The sequence below is a fragment of the Micromonospora sp. NPDC049102 genome (assembly GCF_043197485.1).
Lineage (GTDB): Bacteria > Actinomycetota > Actinomycetes > Mycobacteriales > Micromonosporaceae > Micromonospora.
This window is the reverse complement of the sequence record NZ_JBICTE010000014.1, coordinates 92,718-112,411: the sequence shown is the minus strand read 5'-3', so window position 1 is coordinate 112,411 and position 19,694 is coordinate 92,718. Positions and strand designations below refer to the sequence as shown.

At 71.8% G+C, this 19,694-nt stretch carries 14 protein-coding genes and 1 pseudogene; 6 read left to right on the top strand and 9 right to left on the bottom strand.

Annotated features, from left to right (window positions below; genetic code table 11):
• Positions 1-14: 14 nt before the first annotated feature.
• The 3 genes from ACGFH9_RS16445 to ACGFH9_RS16435 form a co-directional block, all read right to left on the bottom strand.
• Positions 15-1,586, bottom strand: a complete 1,572-nt coding sequence (locus tag ACGFH9_RS16445) for a metallophosphoesterase (protein ID WP_393219644.1) — start codon at positions 1,584-1,586, stop codon at positions 15-17.
• A 61-nt stretch (positions 1,587-1,647) separates the two neighbouring features.
• On the bottom strand, positions 1,648-2,820 hold the full coding sequence (locus tag ACGFH9_RS16440; protein ID WP_393219642.1) for a PQQ-dependent sugar dehydrogenase: 1,173 nt from the start codon (positions 2,818-2,820) through the stop codon (positions 1,648-1,650).
• Between the two features lie 47 nt (positions 2,821-2,867).
• A complete protein-coding gene (locus tag ACGFH9_RS16435; protein WP_393219639.1) occupies positions 2,868-4,685 on the bottom strand; it encodes a SpoIIE family protein phosphatase in 1,818 nt (605 codons plus the stop codon).
• Positions 4,686-4,869: 184 nt separating this feature from the next.
• Between ACGFH9_RS16435 and ACGFH9_RS16430 the strand changes: the two are divergent.
• Positions 4,870-5,795: pseudogene (locus ACGFH9_RS16430) on the top strand (2-hydroxyacid dehydrogenase).
• Positions 5,796-5,834: 39 nt separating this feature from the next.
• Here ACGFH9_RS16430 and ACGFH9_RS16425 read toward each other — a convergent pair.
• The gene (locus tag ACGFH9_RS16425) at positions 5,835-6,227 is read right to left on the bottom strand and encodes a PH domain-containing protein (RefSeq protein ID WP_393219637.1); all 393 of its coding nucleotides are present in this window, start codon (positions 6,225-6,227) and stop codon (positions 5,835-5,837) included.
• Positions 6,228-6,459: 232 nt separating this feature from the next.
• Between ACGFH9_RS16425 and ACGFH9_RS16420 the strand changes: the two genes are divergently transcribed.
• On the top strand, positions 6,460-8,853 hold the full coding sequence (locus tag ACGFH9_RS16420; protein WP_393219635.1) for an EAL domain-containing protein: 2,394 nt from the start codon (positions 6,460-6,462) through the stop codon (positions 8,851-8,853).
• Between the two features lie 9 nt (positions 8,854-8,862).
• Here the strand turns inward: ACGFH9_RS16420 and ACGFH9_RS16415 are convergent, their stop codons facing one another.
• Positions 8,863-9,882: a LacI family DNA-binding transcriptional regulator gene (locus ACGFH9_RS16415; RefSeq protein WP_393219632.1), complete on the bottom strand. Its 1,020-nt coding sequence runs from the start codon at positions 9,880-9,882 to the stop codon at positions 8,863-8,865.
• A gap of 123 nt (positions 9,883-10,005) precedes the next feature.
• Here ACGFH9_RS16415 and ACGFH9_RS16410 point away from each other — a divergent pair, with 123 nt between their 5' ends.
• A complete protein-coding gene (locus tag ACGFH9_RS16410) occupies positions 10,006-12,450 on the top strand; it encodes a glycoside hydrolase family 2 protein (RefSeq protein ID WP_393219630.1) in 2,445 nt (814 codons plus the stop codon).
• A gap of 336 nt (positions 12,451-12,786) precedes the next feature.
• On the top strand, positions 12,787-13,596 hold the full coding sequence (locus ACGFH9_RS16405; RefSeq protein WP_393219628.1) for a DUF4352 domain-containing protein: 810 nt from the start codon (positions 12,787-12,789) through the stop codon (positions 13,594-13,596).
• A gap of 231 nt (positions 13,597-13,827) precedes the next feature.
• Here the strand turns inward: ACGFH9_RS16405 and ACGFH9_RS16400 are convergent, their stop codons facing one another.
• From ACGFH9_RS16400 to ACGFH9_RS16390, 3 genes are all read right to left on the bottom strand, one after another.
• Positions 13,828-14,013, bottom strand: a complete 186-nt coding sequence (locus ACGFH9_RS16400; protein WP_393219625.1) for a hypothetical protein — start codon at positions 14,011-14,013, stop codon at positions 13,828-13,830.
• Positions 14,014-14,099: 86 nt separating this feature from the next.
• Complete coding sequence (locus ACGFH9_RS16395) at positions 14,100-14,294, bottom strand: DUF397 domain-containing protein (RefSeq protein ID WP_393219622.1); 195 nt, start codon at positions 14,292-14,294, stop codon at positions 14,100-14,102.
• Positions 14,287-15,171, bottom strand: coding sequence for a helix-turn-helix domain-containing protein (locus ACGFH9_RS16390; protein ID WP_393219619.1), 885 nt, complete (start codon positions 15,169-15,171; stop codon positions 14,287-14,289). The genes ACGFH9_RS16395 and ACGFH9_RS16390 overlap by 8 nt, the downstream gene beginning before the upstream one ends.
• Positions 15,172-15,409: 238 nt before the next feature.
• Here ACGFH9_RS16390 and ACGFH9_RS16385 point away from each other — a divergent pair, with 238 nt between their 5' ends.
• Positions 15,410-15,661 (top strand): hypothetical protein, encoded by a 252-nt coding sequence (locus ACGFH9_RS16385; RefSeq protein ID WP_393219617.1) that lies wholly within the window; start codon positions 15,410-15,412, stop codon positions 15,659-15,661.
• Positions 15,658-17,685, top strand: coding sequence for a hypothetical protein (locus tag ACGFH9_RS16380; RefSeq protein ID WP_393219614.1), 2,028 nt, complete (start codon positions 15,658-15,660; stop codon positions 17,683-17,685). The genes ACGFH9_RS16385 and ACGFH9_RS16380 overlap by 4 nt, the downstream gene beginning before the upstream one ends.
• Positions 17,686-17,789: 104 nt before the next feature.
• On the opposite strand, the gene ilvD is transcribed toward ACGFH9_RS16380, so the two are convergent.
• On the bottom strand, positions 17,790-19,637 hold the full coding sequence (gene ilvD, locus ACGFH9_RS16375; protein ID WP_393219612.1) for a dihydroxy-acid dehydratase: 1,848 nt from the start codon (positions 19,635-19,637) through the stop codon (positions 17,790-17,792).
• Between the last annotated feature and the right edge of the window lie 57 nt (positions 19,638-19,694).

Genomic DNA, 19,694 nt, shown 5'->3' with positions numbered 1-19,694 from the left:
GCCCCGACCCGCGCTCAGCGGGTCGGGGCCGGGGTGAGCGAGGCGCGCGTACCGGCGTTCGGGTCCTGCACGATGTGGCGTTCGAGGTTGACCTGGGCCTGGCCGGTGCCGCCGACGGTGATGTCGTCGTACGCCTGGAGCATCTTCTGCTGGTCGAAGTAGAGCACTGTCATCGACAGCGGGGTCGGCTTCTCACCCTCCAGACCGCGCAGCCCGGCCCCGCCGGTGGAGCCCTCCACGAACAGGGCGGTGGACTGCTGGCCGGGTGCCTGCGGCAGCTTGGAGACCTGCCGGGCGTGCGTGTGCCCGGCCAGCACCAGCGGGCACGTGCCGGCGAGTGGCCCGGCCGACGCCGGGTCGTGCACGAGGGCGATGTTGACCGGCCGTGGCGAGCTGCGGACCGTCGCGGCGAGCTGGTTGCCGGCCCCGATCACCTGGTCGGCAACCTCCCGGGTCAGCCCGCTGCCGGCCGGTGAGGTGTTCTTGTCCGGAGTGAAGCGCGGGTCGCCGATGCCGGCGATGGTCAGCCCGGCGACCGTGGTCGTCGAGTTGTTGAGCACGATCGCGTTCGGCTGGCGCGCCACCGCGGCGCCGGTCTTACCCGAGTCGTGGTTGCCCCGGATGAACACGTACGGCTTCTTGAGCAGGCTGATCGAGCCGACGAACGACGCCTCGGGCTCACTGCCCCAGTCGGTGATGTCGCCGGTGTCGATGACCACGTCGATGCCGAACTGCTCCACCACCGTGCGGATCAGTTGCCAGCCTGTCGGGTTGAGGTGCATGTCGGAGACGTGCAGGACGCGCGTGGTGCCCGGCGCCGGTTCCAACACCGGCAACGCCGACACCGTCGTGTAGAGCTGGCTGACGTTGCCGACGATGCGTTGCAGCTGTTCGGCGTACTTGGTGTAGTCGTTGGCGATGCGGCGGGCGTCACCGACGATCGCCGGCGCGTTGACGAGCAGACCCTCGTAGCGCGGTTCTTCGATCGCCTGAGGGCGCAGGGTCGCGGCGGCAGTGCCAAGGCTTCCGGCGGTGACCAGCAGCGCCAAACCGCCCGCCCACGCCGTACGCCGCACGTTCCGGAAGATCAACGCGGCCAGGATCAGGGTGACCAGCACCGCCGAGGCGAGGGTACGCAGTCCGAGCCGCATCACCCCGGAGCGGACGTCCTCCACGGCGCTCTGGCTGGCCCGACTGATACTCGCCGGATCGTCGAGCAGCGCTTCGGTGCGGCCCTGGTCCAGCGCGCCAAGTCGTACGGTGAGGTGCGTCGGCCCGCTGTGGCTGTCGATCAGCAGCGCGCCGAGCGGCGGTACGTCGATTGTCGTCCCGCCGTCGCTGGCCGGGGAGAGGGTGAGGTTGGCCCGGAACGGCCCGACGTCGGTGTTCACCCGACCGCCGGCCAGCACTCCGAGCACCGCCCCGGCCAGGGCCACCGCCAGCACGGCGAGGACCACGCCGGTGCGCCGTACCGGCCCGCCCGGGCGGCCGATCCGACGGGCCGCTGGGCGCGACGGTTCGCCGCCGGTCACCGGGTCGTCCCGGTCCTCGGCGTCGTCGTGCCGCTCGTCGCGTTGCCCGTCCATGCTGAGATTCTGACCTGCCCGTGAAGGGATCTTGGCAAACCTGGGCGGAAGGTGACGCAGCTCAGCTGCGACCGCCGTCGCCACCGGCGAAGACCACCCGCAGAAGGCGATCGTCGTCGGCCGCCGGGTCACCCCGCCCGTCGTGGTTGGAGGTGCTCACCCACAGTGAGCCGTCGGGTGCGGCGGCCACGGCGCGCAACCGCCCGTACCGGTTGGTCAGCAGCTCGCTGGGCTGCCCGAGCAGCGTCCCGGTGTCGGTCAGCTCCATCACCCAGAGCCGCTTGCCACGCAGGCAGCCGGTGACCAGCAGCCGGTCCGTCGCGGCCAGGCCGGAGCAGGACGCGTCGGACGTCGCCCACTGTGTGATCGGGTCGGTGTAGCGCTTGTCGCCGGTCCGCCCCTCGACCTCCGGCCAGCCGTAGTTGCCGCCCTTGGTGATCTGGTTGATCTCGTCCCAGGTGTTCTGGCCGAACTCGACGGCGTACATGCGCTTGGCCGCGTCCCAGGCGAAGCCCTGAACGTTGCGGTGGCCGAACGACCACACGGGCGAGCCGGGGAACGGGTTGCCCGGCGCGGGTTTGCCATCGGTGGTGATCCGCAGGATCTTGCCGCCGAGACTTTTCGTGTCCTGCGCGTTGGGCCGCTCGCCCGCGTCACCCGTGCTGACGTAGAGCTGACCGTCCGGCCCGAAGCCCAACCCGCCGCCGTTGTGCACGTTCGCCTTCGGGATGCCGGTGAGGATCGGGGTGGGCTGCCCGCCGAGTTGCAGGCGGGCGACCCGGTTGTCCTGCTCGGCCGTGTAGTAGACGAAGACCGTCCGGTCCTGGGCGTAGCCGGGGGAGACGGCGACGCCGAGCAGGCCGCCCTCGCCCGCCGCCGCCACGTCGCTGATCGTCTGCACCGCCCGGACGCGCAGCCCGTCCGGGCCGGACTCGGGGCCCACCTGGAGAATCCGGCCGCTGTCCCGTTCGGTGACCAGCGCGCCGCCGTCGGGCAGGAACGCGATGGCCCACGGCACCCGCAGCCCCTTGGCCAGCACGGTCGTCACCGCCTGCTGGCCTGCACCGCCGGGGTTCGCCGACGCCGACGGCGTCGGCAGGTTGGGCGGCTCGCCCGCCGGGTCGGGTTCCGGCTCGCCGAAACTGCAACCGGAGGCGAGCAGCAGCACCGCGCAGGACACCGCGAGGACCGCCCGCAGGCGGTGGATGCGAGGGTACGGGGGACGGGCTCTCACCGGGCCCAGCGTAGCCCGACGGATGGCCCTGCCGGGGTGCTCCGCTCTCAGCGGGCCCGGACCGCCAGCAGCGCCGTGTCGTCCTCACGGTGGTGGATCGAGGCGAGCAGCAGGTCGCAGAGCTCGTCCAGGGGCACCGTCTCGGTGCGGGTCAACCGACCCACCAGCTCGGCGAGGCCGTCGTCGATGGACCGGTCCCGGCGTTCGATCAGCCCGTCGGTGTAGAGCAGCAGGGTGTCTCTGGGAGCGAGGCTCGTCGAGTGGCTGGTCCGCGGGGTGGGCCGGGCCAGGCCGAGCAGCGGTTCCGGCGTCGCTTCGAGCACGTCCACCGAGCCGTCGGCGCGGACCACCAGGGCCGGCGGGTGGCCGGCGTTGCACCACGTCACCTCGTGGACTCCGAAGCGCGCCGGGTTGATCCGTACCAGTGTGGCGGTGGCAGCGATGGGCAGCCGCAGGCCGCGGATCGCGCCGTCCAGGTGGCTCATCAACGCCCCGACCTGGTCCGGCCGGCCGAACGCGTTGCCGCGCACCAAGTTGCGGAGCTGACCCATGGTCGCGGCGGCCTCGATGTCGTGCCCGGCCACGTCCCCGATCGCCACGATCACGTCGCCGTCGGGCTGCACGAAGGCGTCGTACCAGTCGCCGCCGACCTCGACCCGGTCGGCCGCCGGCTGGTAGCGGGCCGCCAGTTCCAGCTCCGTCACGATCGGCAGCCGCGGCAGCATGCTGTGTTGCAGGACCTCGGCGACGTGCCGCTGCTCCCCGTACATCGAGCTGTTGCCGATGGCCTGCCCCGCCCGGCGGCCGATGTCCACGGCGGTGAGCAGGTCGCGGTCGTCGAACTGCTGCCGACCGGGACCGTTGACCAGGGTGATCGCGCCCAGCACGGTGCCTCCGACGGCCCGCACCGGCACGCTGAGGTACGAGGCGATGCCCAGCCGATCGGCGATCCCCGGTAGCTCCGGGTCCGTGGTGCCCCGGGCCACGTCGGCCGGTGACGCCACCTCACCGAGCCGGGGCTGGCCCGTGCGCAGCACCGTGCGGATGATCGACTCCTGGCTCAGGCCGGTGCGCAGCAGGTCGGCGAAGCGGTCGATGTCCGGCATCCGGGCCTGGTCGCGGTGCACCGCGACGACCTCGCGGGGTTGGCCCGTCGGCCCGACGAGGGTGAGCAGGCACCAGTCGGCGAGCAGCGGCACCATGGCGGCGGCGAGTCGGCGCAGGGATGTCCCCACGTCCAGCGTGCCGGCGAGCGTCTCGCTCACGCCAGCCAGCAGCTCCAGTCGTTCGTGAGCGCGGACGACCCGACGACGCGCCTCCTGCGCCCCGTCCAGCGCGATCCGTAGGCGCAGCTCCGACGAGCAGGCGGCGGCCAGGTCGGACAGCGTCCGCACCTGCCCGGCGGTCCACGCCCGGGGCTTGTTGTCGATGGCGCACAACGAGCCGAGCACCCGGCCGGAGAGGTCGGTCAACGGCATCCCGGCGTACGCGACGACGCCGAGGTCGTCGATGGCGAGATTGTCCCGTACACGGGGGTAGAGGCGGGCGTCCGGCAGCACCATCGGCACCTCGATGTCCACCACGTGCTGGCAGAACGAGTGGCTAAACGGGGTCTGCCGCCTCTGCGACCACGGCTCGGGCAGCCCCACCGCGCCCGGAAAGAACTGCCGGTCGGCGGAGACCAGCGAGACCAGTGCGACCGGCACCTCCAGCAGGTCGCTGACCAGGCGGGCGAACCGGTCGAACGCCTCGTCAGGTGTGGCGTCCAGACCCGTGTCGGCGAGGGCACGTAGCCGCGCCGCGTCGCCGAGCACTCCGGGTGGGGTGTTCGAGGGTCGCGTGCTGGCGGGGGAGCCGTCCGTCATCGAGCACCTGTCTGCCGGGGTGGAGGACAACCGGCCCTCCAACACTCGGTTATACCTCCTCATGGCCGGAACCGAACACTTGTGCGTCGCGTCGCGCCCACCCCAGCGCCAGTTCGGTCCTCCGTGGCGCCGGTTCCCGCCGTGCCCGCGCCGGCCGTCTCGCCGGCGGCTATCGTCGGCGGACGTGAAGGTATGGATTCCGCACCCGGCCGGCCTGGACCTCGTCGGCGAGCTGCCCCCGGGCGTGACGGTGGAGGTCGCCGAGCACGCCGATCGTCTGCCTTCCCCGTGTCCGACGTTCGTTTCTGGGTGCCGCCGTTCCTGAGCGGTTCGGACGCGACCGCGCTCCTGCGCGAGCTACCCGACCTGGCGGTGGTGCAGCTGCTCTCCGCCGGGGCGGACGCCTGGGTCGGCCGTGTCCCCGAGGGAGTCACGCTCTGCGATGCCCGGGGTGTGCACGACCCGTCCACGGCCGAGTGGGTGGTCACCGCGATCCTGGCGCAGCTACGGGCGTTTCCCGCCTTTGCCCGGGCGCAGGCACAGCGGCAGTGGGCGTACGACGGCAACGCGCCGACCGACGAGCTGACCGGCAAGCGGGTTCTGATCGTCGGGGCCGGGTCCATCGGCGCGGCGGTGCGTGACCGGCTAGCGCCGTTCGGGGTGAGCTTCACCCTGGTCGCCCGCACCGCCCGACCGGAGCAGTCGGTGCACGCCGTCGAGGAGCTGCCGCAGCTGCTGCCCGACGCCGACGTGGTGGTGGTGCTGGTGCCGCTCACCGACCAGACCCGCGGCCTGATCGACAAGGACTTCCTGGCCGCGATGCCCGACGGTGCGCTGTTGGTCAACGCGGCCCGGGGCCCGGTGGCCCGTACCGAGGCGCTCGTCGCCGAACTGGCCACCGGCCGGATCTCGGCCGCGCTGGACGTCACCGATCCGGAGCCGCTACCTGCCGAATCTCCCCTGTGGACGATGCCGAACGTGCTGCTCACCCCGCACGTGGCGGGATCGGTGCGAGGGCTGCTGCCGCGCGCGTACCGGTTGGTCGGCGAGCAGGTGCGACGATTCGCCGCCGGTGAACCACTCGTCAACACGGTGGTCGACGGCTACTGAGCCGTCGGGGCGGCGCCGGGGTCGGCGAGCGTTCCCGGCTTACGCGCCGGGTGTCTCGGCGGCCTCGTCCGGCAGATTCTGGCCGGTGGCCGAGACCAGTCGGGGCAGGTCGGTGCCGCGTACCGCCGGCAGGACGAGCTGCTGGCCGTCGTCGAGTCGGGCGACGGCCCGCCCGCGCGCGTCGGTGGCCAACTCGGCGACCCGGTCCCAGCCGATCCGGCGTTGCCCGAACAGCGCCCGCAGGCGCAGCTCCCGGGAGTCGGCGTCGGTGCCGGCCCGCCAGGCCCACACCCCGACGCCGAGCGGGACGAGCAACACCGGCAGCAGGTACGCCCGGGCGTTCGCCAGTGGCAGGGCGCCGATGAACGCGATGACCGCGGCGGCCAGGATGGCTTGGTTGAAACGGAAGCGGACCGTGTCGGGCGTACTCACCCTGCGATGATCCCACCCCTGGTCGGCAGGGGTCGCGGCGGGCGGTGCCACGGGGCCCGTACGTCGTACAGTGGCACAGGTCACTGCTTCGTGCCGATGACCGACGCGTAACAAATTGGGTCGTCGGTCGTTCTCCAGTTTTGGGCAGTGGACTCGCAACCTCCGCCGTCCCACCGCTCAGCACCGCAGCACCGCCCGCACCGCCCCGTGCCCCCTCACGAAGGCGACCGCCGTGCTCCTCGCGTACCCGTTCCGTTTTCTCGTCCCCCGCCGGGCGGTCCCGGAGGCCGCCGTGGCGACGGCCGTGGCGCTGCTCGTCCTCGCCGGCGCCGCCGCTGTGGTCCCGACCCCGGTGGTGATCGCGTTGGCCGGTGGCGCGGGCGCCACCCTCGCCGGCGTCCGACTCTCCCGGCTGGCCGTGCACCGACCCGCCGCCCCGCCGCCGGCCGACTCCTCGTGGCGGGTGTCGGCGATCCTGCTCGACGCCGCCGTGGTGGCGGCCGGCTGGGTCGCGGCCGTGTGGCCGCTGGTCGACACCCGGCATCGCGCGGTCGCGCTGCTCGGCTCGCTCATCGTCGTGGTCCTGTCCGTGGCCGGGCTGCGTGGGCTCCCGGCACGGACGCCCGCGCCGGCCCGACTACGGGGGTTGGTCGACGCGGCCGGCCCGACTGTCGGTCTGACCCTCGCCGGTTGGTTGCTCCTGCCCACCGCCACCCTCCCCGCGCCGGCCCGGCTGGTCGCGGCGCTGGTGCTGGCGGGCCTGGGCAACGCCGCGCTCAGCGCCTTCACCGGCCGCCGGCGGCGCTCGGGTGACGCGATCTGCCGGGGAGGCGTCCTGCTCACCCTGGTGGGGCTGGTGTTGTTGACGATCCTGCCGTCCGCGTCGACGGGTCGTGCGCCGCTTCTCGCGGTGCCGCCCCTGGTCCTCGGGATGCTGCTGACCGCCCTCGGCGCGACGTCAGCGGTGGCGACGTCCAGCGTCACGCCACCGACCGGTACCCCCGCCACGACCTGGCCGCGGGCGGTTCTCCCGGCGTCGGTGCTGCTGCTCGCGGCGGGCCTGCACCTGGGTTCCGGTCGTACTCCGGACCGGACGAGTCTGCTGGTCGCCCTCGCGGCGGTGCCACCGCTGGTCCTGCGAGAGCTGCTGCGCGGTGGCGCGGGCGCTCCCGAGCGGCACGCCGCACACCGCAGAGCCGCCGACCACCCGATCCGCCACCGGGAGCCGCAACCGCACCGGCCGGCCGCGACGCCGGAGTCCTGGGCTCCCGCGACCACCTCGTCCGGCGCCGACGGCGTCTGGCGCGCCGATGCGAGCGGCGCCGGCGCGACGTGGCCCGACACGGGTGTCGCCTGGTCGCCGGCACACCGTCAATCCGGCGCGACCGGCGACGGGCCGGGAGATCGGGCAGCCCTGCTCGCCGCCCTCGCCGCGATCGGTGACGTGCCCGCGCCAGCCGGTGCGCTGTTGCTGGTGGAGTTGCACGGCACCGAAGGGCTGGGCCCGGTGGCCCGCGAGGACGCTCTCGCCGAGGCGGTTCTGCGGGCCCGGGCGGTCGTCGCGCCGGGCGACCTGGTGACCGGCTGCATGGGTGCCGGCTTCGCGGTGGTCACCGGCGCAGGGCCCGTGGTGGCGTACGCGTTGGGCACCCGACTGCTGGCCACGCTCACCGTGCCGTACCAGCTGGCCGGGTCGGTGCTGCGCGTGCAGGCGAGCATCGGGCTGGCCGAGGTGAGTGGCGCTGGTCCGGCCGACGTGCTCCGGCAGGCCGAGCTGGCGCGGCGGCGGGCGGTGCAGCTGGGCCGGGACCGGGTCGAGTGGTACGACGCGTTCCTGGAGGAGCAGTTGGTCCGCCGGCTCGACCTGGAGCGTGAGCTGCCGGGCGCGGTCGCCCGGGGCGAGTTGGACCTGGTCTACCAGCCGGTGCTCGACCTGACCGACCGGCAGCCGGTGGGTGCCGAGGCGCTGCTGCGCTGGCGCAGCCCGGTGCTCGGCACGGTGCTCCCGGCTGAGCTGCTGCCGGTCGCCGAGGACCTGGATCTGGTCGGCGAGTTGGAGTGGTGGGTGCTGGACCGGGCCTGCCGGCAGCTGGCCGCCTGGGTGGCGGGCTCCCGGGAGCTGTGGATGGCCGTCAACGTGACCACCCGGGAGTTGACCACCCCCGACTTCGTGCAGCGCGCCGCGGCGGTCCTGGCCGCGTACGGGGTGCCACCGGAGCGACTGGTGGTGGAGGTGGCCGAGCCGAGGGTCGCCGCCGACCTGTCGACGGTGGTGGCCCGGCTGGCGGGTCTGCGGTCGCTGGGCGTACGCACCGCGTTGGACGACTTCCGGGCCGAACACGCCTCGTTGGCCCAGTTGCGCCGGCTGCCGATCGACCTGCTCAAGGTGGGTCCGGAGCTGGTGGGGGCGCGGCCGGCCGGGCAGCCGCCGCTGATCGACGTGGTGGTCAACGTCGGCGAGCGGTTGGGTGTGGAGATCGTCGCCGAGGAGTTGGAGTCAGCGACCCAGGTCGAGGGGGCACAGCGGGCCGGCTGCCGTTACGGGCAGGGCTTCGCGCTGTCCCGGCCGGCGACCGCCGAGCGCGTCGAGGCGTACTTCGAGGAGTTCCCCTCCGCATACCACTGATGAACCGGTTCACCTGTGCCGTGGCGGTGCGGTGCTGCCGCGCGGGGTCAACTGCGGGGTCTCGTCCCGCACCCGCGTCGCCGGCTCGCCCGCGATGACGCCCAGCAGGTGGCGGGCCGCGTGCGCGCCGTACGCCGAGATGTCCCGCCCGAGCGCCGTCAGCGGCGGGTGCACCAGCCGGCAGAGAGGCGAGTCGTCCCAGGCCACGATGGACAGGTCAGCCGGCACGGTCAGGCCCATCTCCTGCGCGACCGAGAGCCCGGCGATGGCCATCACGTCGTTGTCGTAGATGACAGCGGTCGGCCGGGGAGTGGCGCTGAGCAGCCGTCGGGTGGCGCGTCCGCCCTCCTCCCCGGTGTAGTCGGAGAAGACGGTGACCGCCTCGGCCAAATCGAGACGCCGGCACACCGCGTCGAACGCGTCGGTACGGATCTCGGTGTGCCGCAGGTCGGGCAGGCCGCCGACCCGGGCGATCCGGCGGTGCCCGAGCGCGACGAGGTACTCCACCGCCTCGGTCAGCGCCGCCGCGTCGTCCGACCAGAGGCTGGCCAGGTCCCCGGTGCCGCCCGGCCCGCCGATGACCACGGCCGGAAGGCGAAGCTGTTCCAGGGCGGGGATGCGCGCATCGTCGGTGCGCAGGTCGCAGACGAGGACCCCGTCCACCCGGCGCTCACCCCACCAGCGCCGGTAGACGGCGATCTCGGCGTCGTGATCGGCCACCACCTGCAACGTCAGCGCGTACGAGCGGGCCGACAGTTCGGCCTCCACACCACTGATCAGCGCCATGAAGAACGGCTCGATGCCCAGCGTCCGCGCGGGCCGGCACAGGGCCAGGCCGACCGCCTCGGCGGTGGCGGCGGACAGTGCCCGCGCCGCGCTGCTCGGACTGAACCCGATCTCGGTGGCGATGGCGAGAATGCGTTGCCGGGTGACCTCGGAGACGCCGGGCTGCCCGTTCAACGCGTACGACACGGCGCCCTTGGACACCCCCGCGCGTCGGGCGACGTCCGCGATGGTCGGCCGCTTCACCGGCGTGCTCCTCTGCCGCTGAGGGGATCGTCAACCGATCGTTGACACCCCGGGGGTCGGATCGTACGGTGGCTGAGCTTATCCGGTTCAGCTAACGTCTCGATCACGAAGGTGCGGTGAATCGTGAGCCGACAGTCCCTGCACGACGGCTGGACGCTGCGGGCGACATCCGGGGCGGACGTGCCCGCGGAGATCGCCGACCGGACCGTGCCGGCGACCGTGCCCGGGTGTGTCCACACCGACCTGCTCGACGCCGGGCTGATCCCCGACCCGTACCTCGACGACAACGAACTGTCCCTGACCTGGATCGGGCGCGCCGACTGGACGTACCGGACGACCTTCCGACCGCCCGCCGGCGATCACGACCGCATCGACCTGGTCTGCGCCGGCCTGGACACCGTCGCCACCGTCAGCGTCAACGGCGTCGAGGTCGGCCGCACCGAGAACATGCACCGTGGGCACCGGTTCGACGTCCGTTCACTGCTGCGCGACGGCGACAACGAGCTGACAGTGGCGTTCGACTCCGTGTACCGCTACGCCGAGGCGCAACGGGACCGACTCGGCGACCGACCCAACGCGTACCCGGAGCCCTTCCAGTTCGTCCGCAAGATGGCCTGCAACTTCGGCTGGGACTGGGGGCCGACGCTGGTCACCGCCGGCATCTGGCAGGACATCGGCCTGCATGCGTGGTCGACCGCCCGACTGGCCACCGTCCGCCCGCTGGTCACTGTCGCCGGCCGGGACGGCCGGGTCGAGCTGCACGTCGAGGTCGAGCGCGCCGTGGACGTCCCGCTGACCGTCCGCGCCGCCGTCGCCGACACCCAGGCCGAGGTGGTCGTTCCGGCCGGGCAGCGCACGGCCGTGCTGACCCTCGCCGTCCGCGAGCCCACGCTCTGGTGGCCCAAGGGGTACGGCGAGCAGGCCCGCCACCTGCTGGAGGTGACCCTGCACGCGCCGGACGGCGACACACTGGACGCCTGGTCCCGACGGATCGGCTTCCGTTCCGTCCGGCTGGACACCACCCCCGACGAGCACGGCACGCCGTTCGCGCTCTCAATCAACGACGTGCCGGTCTTCGTCCGGGGCGTCAACTGGATCCCCGACGACGCGTTCCCCACCCGGATCACCCGCGAGCGGCTCGCCGAGCGGTTCGACCAGGCCGCCGACGCCAACGTCAACCTGCTGCGCGTCTGGGGTGGCGGCCGGTACGAGTCGGAGGACTTCTACGACCTCGCCGACGAACGCGGCCTGCTCGTCCAACAGGACTTCCTCTTCGCCTGCGCGGCGTACCCCGAGGAGGAGCCGTTCGGCACCGAGGTCGCCGCCGAGGCCACCGAGCAGGTCACCCGCCTGACGCCGCACCCGTCGCTGGTGCTCTGGACCGGCAACAACGAGAACATCTGGGGCTGGCACGACTGGGACTGGCGGGAAGCCCTCGACGGCCGCACCTGGGGGCGCGGCTACTACCTCGACGTCCTGCCCCGCATCGTCGGCGAGTTGGACCCGACCCGCCCGTACTGGCCGGGCAGCCCCTGGTCGGGCACCGAGACGATCCACCCCAACGACCCGGCGCACGGCACCACCCACATCTGGGACGTGTGGAACACCGACGACTACACGAAATACCGGGAGTACGTGCCGCGCTTCGTGGCCGAGTTCGGCTACCAGGGTCCGCCCACGTACGCGACGCTGCGGCGGGCGCTCAGCGACGAACCGCTCGCGCCCGACTCGCCGGGCATGGCCCACCACCAGAAGGCCGTCGGCGGTGACGCCAAGCTCCAGCGGGGCCTGGACGCCCATTTGCCCGCCCCCGCCGACTTCGACGACTGGCACTACCTGACACAACTCAACCAGGCGCGGGCCATCCAGCTCGGGGTGGAGCACTTCCGCTCCCACCGCGACGTCTGCGCCGGCACGATCGTCTGGCAGCTCAACGACTGCTGGCCGGTCACCTCCTGGTCGGCCGTTGACGGCGACGGCCGCCGCAAACCCCTGTGGTACGCGCTACGCCACGCGTACGCCGACCGGCTGCTGACCGTGCAGCCCCGCGACGGTGGGCTGGCTCTTGTCGCGGTGAACGAGACCGGCGAGCCGTGGCGCGCGCCGGCCACGGTCACCCGGGTCACGCTCACCGGGGAGCCGAGGGCGAAGACCTCGGTGGACCTCGACGTCCCGGCGTACTCCTCGGTGACGCTGGCGCTGCCGGCGGAGCTGGCACGGCCGGACGAGAGCCGCCGTGAGCTGCTGGTCGCCGAGGCCGGCGGCACGGCGGAGCGTGCGCTGTGGTTCTTCGCCGAGGACCGGGACGTCGACTGGCCGGCGGCGGCGTGGGACGCGACGGTCGAGCCGGTCGACGGCGGTCAGCGGGTCCGGGTGACGGCCCGAACGGTGCTGCGCGACCCGACCCTCTTTCCGGATCGGCTGGATGCGTCGGCCACAGTGGACGCGGCGCTGGTCACATTGCTGCCGGGCGAGTCGACGACGTTCACCGTACGGTCCGCAGCTCCGCTGGATCCGGCGTCCCTGACCGCCCGCCCGGTGTTTCGCGCCGTCAACGACCTTGCCTGACCTGAACCCCAGCCTCACGTTCCCGCCGATCTTGCGGTTTCTGTCGTCGACATGGGTGAAATACCCCTTGTGTCGGCACTGAAAGTGCAAGATCGCGGGGATAGAGGTGTCGGGTGACGCATATCTGACAGGGCGCGCTGGTGTGGGTTTCTTGGATGGGTACGGATTGTCTGAACGTGTGATGTTCGACTCGTCGGACTAGGTGTTTTCCGGGCTGCCTTGTTGACCGGGTCCGCCCGGGCGGAGGACTTCTCGGCGCGGCCTTTTGTGGCAGCGTGCGAAGCACTTCTTCGCCGTGGGTGAACGCGCTCACAACGACTTGGGAGACATTATTCGATGACCACCCCAAACGAACCCACCCAGCACCAGCCGGCGAGCGGACCGCTGCCGGTTGCACCAGGCATGTTTCCGCAGGTGCCTGACGGCCAGTTCACGCCGCCGTCGGCCGGCCAATTTCAGCCGCCGCCTGTGCCAAAGAGGCGGGCCTCGTGGCTGCTGCCAACCTTCATCGGTGTCGGCGCCTTCGTGTTGCTGTGCTGTGGCGGTGCCTTTGCGCTGAGCCTTACCGCCGACGACAAAAAGACGGATACCGCAGCCATCAGCACGGACGCGTCCGCTGGAGCGGGCGGTGCCATCGTCGCGAGTGCGCCGGCTGCGCCCGAAAGTGTGGCGGCACCGTCGACGGCTGCGGTACCCAAGCCGGCTACCACGACTGCGGCTCCGAAGCCCTCGGAGCCGAAAGGGCCGGGTATTGGAGAAAAGGTGCGTGGCGGCGACTTCGAGTTCACCGTCAAGAGTGTGAAATGCGGGATTTCCCAGGTTGGCAACGAGTTCCTCAACACCAAGGCGCAGGGTACGTTCTGTCGGGTCAGCGTAACCGTCAAGAACGTCACCAAGAAGGCGCACCCGTTCCATGCGGATGGCAGTATTTCGGCCAAGGACGGCAGTGGCCGTGAGTACGAGGTCGACGGGGAGGCCGGGATATACGGCAACGATGACGGACAGGGATTCCTTGACGAGATCAATCCGGGGAACTCGGTTACGGCGAACGTCTACTTCGACGTTCCGAAGGGTACGAAGCTGAAGACGATCACGCTTGATGCCGGTCTGCTCACCCTCGCTGAGGATGCCGTCGTCACCCTGTGACCGATACCCGCATTGCTGGCCCTCGGGGCCGAGAATGGTGACCGTCCAGGGACGGATGGCCCGGGGGAGGTGCTGGTTTGACGGACGGCCCACGCTCTGCGGCGCGCCGAGGGCCGGCGGGGCCTGTTCGGGTAGTGGAGGTGCACCGCCCGGCAGTGGCGGGCCGGGAGCCGGTCATCCAACGGGTCATGGCACTGCGCAGTTGAGCGACGACCTCGCCGAGGCTTCCACTCATCCGATGGCGGTCAGGTAGGCAGCAGCGTGTTTCTTGGCGGCCGCGATGCGTTCGTGCAGGGTGGCGAGCGCCAGTGCGGACGCGTCGGCGAGCTTGGCACTGGCCTTCTCGACGCTCATCCGGGCTTTGTCGAGTGCCTGATCACCCTTGCGGATGGTCACCTTTGCGTCGCCGATGGTCACTGTCGCACGTCAGCGAACCCTGGCATGGAGCGCAGCCTCGAAGGTGGGTGGGTGTCCGGGCGACTCCCGCGACACCCACCGAAGCCTCAGCGGAAGGTGCCGGTTGCCTGAACGAAGGTGGCCCAAGCGGCGGGAGCGAAGGTGAGGGCCGGGCCGTGCGGTTCCTTGCTGTCGCGTACGGCGACGACGCCGGGCAGGTTGTCGGCGACTTCGACACACTCGCCGCCGTTGCCGCCGCTGCGGGTGCTCTTGCGCCACTGGGCGCCGGTCAGGTCAACCACGGTGAACCTCCCCGATGATCTTATTGATCAGTTGGAACGATTGTCCCTCATCAAGGCTGCGGTCGAGCAGCCCTGCCCAGACCTTCTCGTAGGCGGCGAATTCGGCGGGCCGGTCGAGGTACAGCGAACCCGTCCACGATTCGCTGTAGACCAAAGGTGGCTCGGGAGTGCTTCGGTTGCCGAGCGGAAAGTCCAGAAGAACGAATTCGCCGCCCACCGCGCCGTAGTGAGGGCCGGCAGCGAGCGGCAAGATCCGCACCGACACGTTCGGCAGCCGGGTTATTGCCAGTAGGTGATGGAGTTGCCTGGCCATGGTGTCCGCATCGCCCACCGGCCGGAGGAGCACCGATTCGCAGAGCACCACCTGCACCTGCGGTGCTCGGGGCAGGCGGCGGGTCAGCAGGGATTGCCGTTGCAGGCGAAGCTCGACCGCGCGCTCCCGGTCGTCTTCGCTCATGTCGGGCTGGTCGATGCGGTAGATGCCTCGGGCGTAGTCGCTGCTCTGCAAAATGCCGGGCACGAGAGTGTTCTTGAAGAACCGGAGTCTCGACGCGGCGGATTCGAGGCCGACGTACAGCTCGAACCATTCGGGGACGGCATCGCCGTACGCGTGCCACCACCCCTTCGCTTTCGTCTCGCCGGCCAATGATGTGAGCGCCCGGGTCAGCTCGCCCGTCGCCCCGTACAGCTCGCACATCGCCCGGACGTCGACGCCGCGCACCGAGCCGAGCCCGCTCTCGATCCGCCACACCTTTTGCCGGCTGCACTCGAGCGCCTCGGCGACTGCGTCGAGGGTCGCCCCCGCCTCGGTGCGCAGGTCACGTAGCGCCCTGCCGAGCTGGCGGCGGGGCACCGTCGAGCCCATGTCATCGGCCACCCGGCTCTCCTTCCTGTTGAGTTTTGCAACATCCCGACAGCCGTGATGCAACAGCGGGAAGTTGCGCACAAATAGCGGAACAGTGTGAGTGAACATTCATTGCGATGGTGCTTCCGACCATACAAGATAGGTCCGACAACGGCGATGGACGCGCAATTCCCACGCCGGTGAACGTCGAATAGTTAAGAGGAAGGTGCTGCTTCGTGCGCGCATTTCACCGTCGTCTGGCGGGCCGCCGGTGAGCCCCCGGTGGGTGGCGCACCTGCCGTTCACCGCCGCCGACCTGCCGGCCGCCCAGCACTTCGCCGGCACCCTGGCCCGCTCGTTGAGCTTCCTGTCCGAGGTGGACCCGGGGGAGACCACCGTGTCGGCCGAGGACGACCAGGGCATACGCCACCGGGTGTTCTGCGACCTGCCGCTGCACGGTGGCCGGCGCTGCGTGCGGCGGGTCGAGCACGATGGTGACTGCGCGGCGCGGCAATGGCGGTGAGCGCCGCGCCCGTCGTCGTGTGCCCGGACTGCGACGGGATGACCTTCACGCTGCGACCGTGCCGGTGCACCGCCTACGGCAACCGGTTCCTCGTCGACGGCGACGGGTTCGGGCCGCGCCAGGAGGCGTACCGGAACTGCGAGCAGTGTCGCGGCGCGGGCAGCGTCGCGTACCCCTGTTACCGCTGCGGGCGGCGCGGCCGGCGGCGGGCGCAGCTCGTGGTCAGCGTCGCCAACCTGGACACCGGCGCGGTCGCGTCCCACCAGGTCGTGCCCGGTGGCCTCGACCTCCGTCGCGACCCGGCGGGCGGGTGGGTGGTCGACCTGGCCGATCGGGTACGCGACCTCGCCGCCGACGTCGGCGCGGTCGTGTCGGGGGCCGACGTGCCGGCGCTGTGGCTGACCCCGGAATGGCAACCTGAGCTGCCGGCCGCGCGTCGATACGAGCTGGAGGCCGAGGCCATCCTGCGGGCGGATCATGCGCCCTGGCGGTTGGTGCTGGGCCGGTCCGTTGCCGCGCCCACGGTCGACCCGGTCGCTCGGCTGGCACGGCTCTGCGCGCTGGCCGACCTGCTGCTGATCGACCTTGTCGTCGAGGCTCGCCGGCAGGGTGGGGGTTTCGGCTGGGACATCCGGTGCGAGGTGCCTGGCAGCCCGGTGCCGGCCGGTACGACCGGCTGGTACCTCAGCCTGGAAGAGGCCTTGAGCCACACCGATGTGGCCGGCGCGCTGACCGGCCTTGCCGCACGTGGCCTGGCCGCGCCCGCCCGGAGGCTGCGACCCGACTCGCCGCGCCCGCCCGGCGTCGCCGCCGTCGACGTCGACCAGCTCGAACGCCGGGTCCTCGCCGACTGCGTTGACCCGAGCAGCGGCGACGACCTGCCTGGCGCGCAGGCCATCTGGCGGGACGGCCGGTGGTGGCACAGCACCCTGCGTCCCGGCGAGCCGGAGGAGATACTCGCGGAGCAGCCCACCGGTCAGGTGGTCCGCCGCGTGCGGGTGCCGCTGACCCGTGGGTACGAGACGCCGGCCCCGTCCTGGCTGGGGGAACCCGTCGACTGGCGGCCCTGCCCCGACTGCCGCCCCGGCGGCCGGCTGCGCGTCTGCGACTGCCGGCTCGGTGGGCGCACTGCCGAGCCCGACTGCCCGCACTGCTGCGGCGCTGGCCTGCGGCCCTCGGCGCTTCCCTGCTTCACCTGCGGCGGCAGCCACCGTCTTCATCGGACGGTGCTGGTCACCGTCACCGACCTGCGGCACCGCGTGGTGCACCTGGCCTGGGACGCCGGCACACCCGAGGTTGCTCCGCTGGTCGCCACCCAGCCCGGGGGGAAGCCGGTGGTGCAGCTTCCCGACCGCTACCGGCTCGGCGCCTGGGCGGCCGTTCTCGGTGGGCGACCCGAGGACCTCGCCGACGCCGACGGTGGGTTCGAGATCGACCGGGACCTGCGCGACGGGTACGTGACCCTTCCCTGGGCCGGTGCCGACCCGGTCGGGGAGTACGTGCGCCGAGCTGGGCGAGGCGCACCTGCCGGTCGGCTGATCGTCGTGGCGGCACGCCCCGAAGCGCCGCCGCTGCCCGAGATGCTGCGACTCACTCTCGGCCTCGACCTGGCCCTCGCGGTGGCCGTGTGGGACCTGCGGCACAACGCTGGCGATCCGCTGCGGGCCGACGGCCTGCGCTGGTCGGTCGAGGTGAAACCGCGGGACGCACCCCTGCATCCCGAGGATCTGCCGCACCAGCCGAGCCTGGCAATTGCCCTCAGTTGGTGCGTCGAGAGCCTGACCGACGCTGTAGCCGGGGTCGCCCCGGCAGACCCTGCGACACCTATACCGGTGCCCTGCGCCGGCGCGGCCGGTTTTGTCACCGACCCCGAGCCGGACCTGTTGCGACTCGCCGCCCGGCACGCGGGGCAGGCGGTCACCGTGCGCTTCACCCGCACTGGCTGCGCTGTGCACCGCCATGACGCAGACGGCGTACGCCTCCTCGCCGAAGTTCCCGACCTGCGCGACATGTGGTGCCTATGAGGACTGTCGGCGGCCTTGATCCACACGAGGTCGCCGATGTCGCGGCATCTCGTCGAGCGGATGCCGCGACATCGGCGAAGTCGCGTTGATCAAAGGGCGCGGGCTTACTCAGGGACGCGGCGGTAGGCGCCGTCGCTGGCCGAGGTGGCCATCGAGGCGTACGCGCGCAGTGCCGCCGACACCGGACGCTGCCGGTCGGTCGGGGTGTACGGCTTGTCGCGCTTCTCCTCGGCGACCCGTCGTGCCTCCAGCTCGTCCTCCGGCACGTTCAGGTTGATCGACCGGCCCGGGATGTCGATGACGATCTCGTCGCCCTCGCGGACCAGCGCGATCAGCCCGCCGGAGGCGGCCTCGGGGGAGGCGTGGCCGATGGAGAGCCCGGACGTGCCGCCGGAGAAGCGGCCGTCGGTGAGCAGCGCACAGGAGCGGCCCAGCCCGCGACCCTTGAGGAACGAGGTGGGGTAGAGCATCTCCTGCATGCCGGGGCCGCCCTTGGGGCCCTCGTAGCGGATCACCACGACGTCCCCGGCGACGACCTCCTTGGCGAGGATCGCGGTGACGGCGTCGTCCTGCGACTCGTAGACCTTCGCCGGGCCGCGGAACGTCAGGCAGTCGTCCGGCACCCCGGCGGTCTTCACGACGCAGCCGTCCGGGGCCAGGTTGCCGTGCAGGATGGCGAGGCCACCGTCGGCGGAGTACGCGTGCTCGCCGTCCCGGATGCAGCCCTCGGCGGCGTCGGTGTCGAGCGTCGACCAGCGGTTGGTGGTGGAGAAGGGCTCGACGGTACGCACCCCGCCCGGTGCGGCGTGGAACAGCTCGACCGCCTCCGGCATCGGCGAGCCGCCGCGCACGTCCCAGTCGGTCAGCCACTGGGCCAGCGAGGGGGAGTGCACGGCGTGGACGTCCCGGTTGAGCTGCCCGGCGCGGTCCAGCTCGCCGAGGATCGCGGGGATGCCACCGGCGCGGTGCACGTCCTCCATGTGGTACTTCGGGGAGTTCGGGGCCACCTTCGCCAGGCAGGGCACCCGCCGGGAGATGGCGTCGATGTCGGCGACGCCGAAGTCCAGCTCCGCCTCGCGGGCGGCGGCGAGCAGGTGCAGCACCGTGTTGGTGGAGCCGCCCATGGCCACGTCGAGGGCGACCGCGTTCTCGAAGGCGGCCTTGGAGGCGACCGTACGCGGCAGGACGGAGTCGTCGTCACCGTCGTACCACCGCTTGGAGATCTCCACGACGGTCCGGCCGGCCTCGACGAAGAGCGACCGGCGCGCGGCGTGGGTGGCCAGCGTCGAACCGTTGCCGGGGAGCGCGAGCCCGATGGCCTCGGTGAGGCAGTTCATCGAGTTGGCGGTGAACATGCCAGAGCAGGAGCCGCAGGTCGGGCAGGCGGAGCGCTCGATCTCGCCGAGCTGGTCGTCGGTGACGGCCTCGTTGGACGAGGCGATCATCGCGTCGATCAGGTCGATCTTGCTGTGGACGATGCCCTCGATCGCCGCCGTCTTGCCGGCCTCCATCGGACCGCCGGAGACGAAGACGGTCGGGATGTTGAGGCGCAGCGCGGCCAGCAGCATCCCTGGGGTGATCTTGTCGCAGTTCGAGATGCAGACCAGGGCGTCCGCGCAGTGCGCGTTGACCATGTACTCCACCGCGTCGGCGATCAGCTCTCGGCTGGGCAGGGAGTAGAGCATGCCGCCGTGGCCCATCGCGATGCCGTCGTCGACCGCGATCGTGTTGAACTCCCGCCCGACGCCGCCGGCCTCGGCCACCGCGTCGGCGACCAGGCCACCCATGTCCTTCAGGTGTACGTGACCCGGCACGAACTGGGTGAAACTGTTGGCGATGGCGACGATCGGCTTGCCGAAGTCGTCGTCGGTCATCCCGGTGGCCCGCCAGAGGGCCCGGGCGCCGGCCATCGTCCGACCGTGTGTGGACGTCCTCGATCGCAGCTCAGGCATGCACACCAGCATGACACCGCCACCGCCCGAACCCCTGGGGAGGTAGGCCGTGTCCCA

Bases quoted from the DNA above. Each gene is read 5' to 3' on its own strand.
- ACGFH9_RS16445 (WP_393219644.1), bottom strand. From the start codon at position 1,586: ATGGACGGGCAACGCGACGAGCGGCACGACGACGCCGAGGACCGGGAC.
- ilvD (WP_393219612.1), bottom strand. From the start codon at position 19,637: ATGCCTGAGCTGCGATCGAGGACGTCCACACACGGTCGGACGATGGCC.
- ACGFH9_RS16435 (WP_393219639.1), bottom strand. From the start codon at position 4,685: ATGACGGACGGCTCCCCCGCCAGCACGCGACCCTCGAACACCCCACCC.
- ACGFH9_RS16405 (WP_393219628.1), top strand. From the start codon at position 12,787: ATGACCACCCCAAACGAACCCACCCAGCACCAGCCGGCGAGCGGACCG.